General features: G+C 66.7%; 2 protein-coding genes. Both read right to left on the bottom strand.

What is annotated here, in order from left to right; all coding sequences use genetic code 11:
• Positions 1-112 precede the first annotated feature (112 nt).
• Positions 113-334, bottom strand: coding sequence for an addiction module protein (locus D893_RS13720; protein ID WP_077244646.1), 222 nt, complete (start codon positions 332-334; stop codon positions 113-115).
• Positions 335-623: 289 nt separating this feature from the next.
• On the bottom strand, positions 624-1,067 hold the full coding sequence (locus tag D893_RS13715; protein ID WP_110620089.1) for a transposase: 444 nt from the start codon (positions 1,065-1,067) through the stop codon (positions 624-626).
• Positions 1,068-1,238 lie beyond the last annotated feature (171 nt).

Genomic DNA, 1,238 nt, shown 5'->3' with positions numbered 1-1,238 from the left:
CTCCTCTGGCTGGCTGGTTGGTCGCACTCCCATTCCAGCCGGATACGCCGCCTTCCTCAATCCCCCCCGTACACCACTTTCGACAGTAACTCGTTCGGCTTCCGAGAGGAGCTCAATCTTCATTCAGGGGGCGATTGAGCAAGCGTTCCCGCGCACTGCTCCAGGGAGTGAATTGCGCCTGCCCCTGTTCTATCTGCGCCGCCCGGTCCTCCAGGATCTCACCGTGCCACTCCGGAGCAGGAACCTGCTCGGGGGTGCGGCTCAGGTCCTCCCACAGGGCTTCCATGGTTCGCAGTTTCTCGGCGACCGACATTTTTTCGATGGGTGGATCCATAGCCTGGTACCAGAATGTCAAGGGATTATGGCCAGCATAGCATCGAGCATGGGATCGGCCAGGGGGCTGGCCTCCTACGGGGCGGGGGAACGGTGGGAGGCCGGCCCTCCGGCCGATTTTGCGTTCGGGCGACCCCCCTGCGCCGGATCGGTCAACGCCCCGATCGGCCAGGGGGCTGGCCTCCCACGGGTGCCCCGGCCGGGTCGGCGGGCCCCGGCGGATCGGCGGGCACGGCCCGTAGGAGGCCGGCCCTCCGGCCGATTTCGGGCTCGCCTCCTGCAGGGCGCGGTTACAGCCATACCGCGTCCCAGTGCGGATAATCGCCCAGCTTGCGGACCAGCCCCGCACGCAGCGGATTGGCTGCGATATAACGGGCGATCGGCAACAGCTCCTCCTCCCGCCGCAATGCTCGGTCATGGAACCCCGGCTGCCACACCGCATACCCCAGACGCCTGGACGTGACGGCCTTGATGGATCGAACCACGGTAGATAACGATTCCACTTCGCCCAGCGACATCAACCAGTGCAGATGGTCGGGCATCACCACGAAAGCGAGGGTCTCCGCGTGGTTCTCCCTGTCCGCGTAACGCAGCGTACCGATCAGGGCGCGGGCGGCCCACAGATCCTGAAAAACCGGCGTGCGGTCACGCGTGACCGTGGTCACCAGATAGATACGGCCGGGTTCGGAATACCGGCCCCGGCGAAGGGCCTCGGCATGAGGGCGGCCATCCATGGCGCGTTTCTCCAGCTTGTGTTCCTTGAGCCAGAAAGCCTATCGCGCTCCCGGATGCCCGCCAACCCCCGACCCGGCAGGAGCCCATCCCCCTGGCCGATCCGGCGTTCGGGCATCCAGCGCGGCTCCATCGGCCGGAGGGCCGGCCTCCTACAGGGCGGGATGGGGTCG

The sequence above is a fragment of the Thioalkalivibrio sp. ALE21 genome (assembly GCF_003208255.1).
Lineage (GTDB): Bacteria > Pseudomonadota > Gammaproteobacteria > Ectothiorhodospirales > Ectothiorhodospiraceae > Thioalkalivibrio > Thioalkalivibrio halophilus.
The sequence above is the reverse complement of the archived record's forward strand: the minus strand, read 5'-3'. Positions and strand labels throughout refer to the sequence as shown.

Coding starts and splice junctions, on each gene's coding strand:
- D893_RS13720 (WP_077244646.1), bottom strand. CDS start 334: ATGGATCCACCCATCGAAAAAATGTCGGTCGCCGAGAAACTGCGAACC.
- D893_RS13715 (WP_110620089.1), bottom strand. CDS start 1,067: ATGGATGGCCGCCCTCATGCCGAGGCCCTTCGCCGGGGCCGGTATTCC.